Origin of the sequence: Pseudomonas sp., from assembly GCF_049645325.1 — a bacterium.
Lineage (GTDB): Bacteria > Pseudomonadota > Gammaproteobacteria > Pseudomonadales > Pseudomonadaceae > Aquipseudomonas.
In genome coordinates this window covers 1-2297 of sequence record NZ_JBARTQ010000426.1, presented here as the reverse complement: position 1 = coordinate 2297, position 2297 = coordinate 1, and the positions used below count along the sequence as shown (strand labels likewise).

The following is a 2297-nucleotide window of genomic DNA, read 5'->3' as shown; positions in this document are numbered from 1 at the left end:
GTTAACCACGATGGCCGAACGCCGAGCCTAAGCGAGGTGCCGAGTGGAGGGGCAAGAGCCCTTTGCTTACTTTGGGGCTTTTCCAAAGTGAGCCGCCGTCAGGGCGGAACCCTAAGACGCCATCACTCAAACAATGGATATGCCCCCCCAGCCCGTAAAAACCCCGTATAAATCCCCGATTCCCCATAACGATTACGTCGTCCCTATTGAGCAACCAATCCCCCGCACTTTACCGTCACTCCCTACCCCAAAACCCCGTAGGAAGTCATCGTGGAAAGTTCAACTCTAGGCATGGTCGTCCTGTCAATGATTGCGCTCTTCGGCACCGCTGCGTTTTGCTTCGAGCACCTCGCCACCCGCAACGACAAGAAAAAGAAAACCAAACAAGCTGATCGTTGATGCCCGCAACTGAACGTGGCCTACCCGCTAACGGGCGCGGAGTCAAAGGCGGCGGCGGGCTTGTAGGGTGTCAGCGTGGTCGATGCTGGCCAGACACTACCAACCGTGGCGGCCATGCTGATGATCGGAATCGGCAAGAGTTGCCTTGGGGTTTGATGGATGGCCTGGCACCCAGCCTGGAGCCGTCGAGCTGAATCGCAGGCAAAAAAAAGCCCGCTCAATGAGCGGGCTTTCTGCGGTGACCTGGCGTTCAGTGTTCCAGGTTACCAAATATGGCGCAGCGGACGGGACTCGAACCCGCGACCCCCGGCGTGACAGGCCGGTATTCTAACCGACTGAACTACCGCTGCGCGTAACACATGAAGCGAATGGTGGGTGATGACGGGATCGAACCGCCGACATTCTGCTTGTAAGGCAGACGCTCTCCCAGCTGAGCTAATCACCCTTCGTTTCGGTGTGGGCGCATCATACACCAAAAAATCGTAATGTCTTGATTTAAATGCAATTTATTTAAAAAAAGTTTACCGCACGATTTTTTGCCATATTTCGGACAGAAAAAAGCCCGCGATTAAGCGGGCTTTCCGTGGTGACCTGGCGTTCAGCGTTCCAGGTTACCGAATATGGCGCAGCGGACGGGACTCGAACCCGCGACCCCCGGCGTGACAGGCCGGTATTCTAACCGACTGAACTACCGCTGCGCGTAACACTTGAAGCGAATGGTGGGTGATGACGGGATCGAACCGCCGACATTCTGCTTGTAAGGCAGACGCTCTCCCAGCTGAGCTAATCACCCTTCACTTTCGGTGTGGCGCGCATTCTACGGAGCGACCCTAAGTCTGGCAAGCACTTTCTTAAATCTTTTTTTTGAGGCCTTCCAATGGCTTAGGCAGGGTTGGCCTGAGACGTTATCAAGAGAATAATGCCCCCCTTTGTATAAAGGAGAGACTCACCCCATGTGGTTCAAGAACCTGCTTATCTATCGCCTAACCCAAGATCTGCCTGTTGATGCCGAGGCGTTGGAAACTGCAATGGCCACCAAACTGGCGCGCCCTTGTGCAAGCCAGGAGTTGACCACTTACGGTTTCGTCGCGCCCTTTGGTAAAGGTGAAGACGCTCCCCTGGTTCACGTCAGCGGTGACTTCCTGCTGATCGCCGCGCGCAAGGAAGAACGCATCTTGCCGGGTAGCGTGGTACGTGACGCGCTGAAAGAGAAAGTCGAAGAGATCGAGGCCGAGCAAATGCGCAAGGTCTATAAAAAGGAACGCGACCAGATCAAGGATGAAATCATCCAGGCTTTCCTGCCGCGAGCCTTTATCCGTCGTTCGTCGACCTTCGCTGCCATCGCGCCGAAGCAAGGCCTGATCCTGGTCAACTCGGCAAGCCCCAAGCGCGCCGAAGACCTGCTGTCGACCCTGCGTGAAGTGATCGGCACCCTGCCGGTACGCCCACTGACCGTGAAAACCGCGCCGACCGCGATCATGACCGACTGGGTCACCACCCAGAAACCGGCCGATGACTTCTTCGTCCTCGACGAATGCGAACTGCGCGACACCCACGAAGACGGCGGCATCGTGCGTTGCAAGCGCCAGGACCTGACCGGCGAAGAAATCCAGCTGCACCTGACCACTGGCAAAGTCGTGACTCAACTGTCGTTGGCCTGGCAGGACAAGCTGTCCTTCATGCTCGACGACAAGATGACCGTCAAGCGCCTGAAGTTCGAAGACCTGCTGCAGGATCAGGCGGAACAGGACGGTGGTGAAGAGGCGTTGGGCCAACTGGATGCCAGCTTCACGCTGATGATGCTGACATTCGGCGACTTCATCCCGGCGCTGGTTGAAGCGCTGGGCGGCGAAGAGACACCACAGGGCATCTAAGCCATGTGAAGAGCAAAATGTGGG

2 protein-coding genes and 4 tRNA genes are annotated in these 2297 nt (G+C 56.5%); 2 read left to right on the top strand and 4 right to left on the bottom strand.

Features of this window, described 5'->3' with window-relative positions; all coding sequences use genetic code 11:
- Positions 1-270 precede the first annotated feature (270 nt).
- A complete protein-coding gene (locus WBB95_RS18545) occupies positions 271-399 on the top strand; it encodes a hypothetical protein (protein ID WP_424488906.1) in 129 nt (42 codons plus the stop codon).
- Positions 400-672: 273 nt separating this feature from the next.
- Here WBB95_RS18545 and WBB95_RS18540 read toward each other — a convergent pair.
- From WBB95_RS18540 to WBB95_RS18525, 4 genes are all read right to left on the bottom strand, one after another.
- A tRNA-Asp gene (locus WBB95_RS18540) sits at positions 673-749 on the bottom strand.
- A 19-nt stretch (positions 750-768) separates the two neighbouring features.
- Positions 769-844 (bottom strand) — tRNA-Val (locus WBB95_RS18535).
- Between the two features lie 176 nt (positions 845-1020).
- A tRNA-Asp gene (locus WBB95_RS18530) sits at positions 1021-1097 on the bottom strand.
- Between the two features lie 19 nt (positions 1098-1116).
- Positions 1117-1192 (bottom strand) — tRNA-Val (locus tag WBB95_RS18525).
- A 160-nt stretch (positions 1193-1352) separates the two neighbouring features.
- On the opposite strand from WBB95_RS18525, the gene rdgC reads away from it, so the two are divergent.
- Positions 1353-2273, top strand: a complete 921-nt coding sequence (rdgC, locus tag WBB95_RS18520) for a recombination-associated protein RdgC (RefSeq protein ID WP_424488905.1) — start codon at positions 1353-1355, stop codon at positions 2271-2273.
- Positions 2274-2297 lie beyond the last annotated feature (24 nt).

Excerpts from the sequence above, each read along its gene's own strand:
- rdgC (WP_424488905.1), top strand. The coding sequence starts at position 1,353 with ATGTGGTTCAAGAACCTGCTTATCTATCGCCTAACCCAAGATCTGCCT.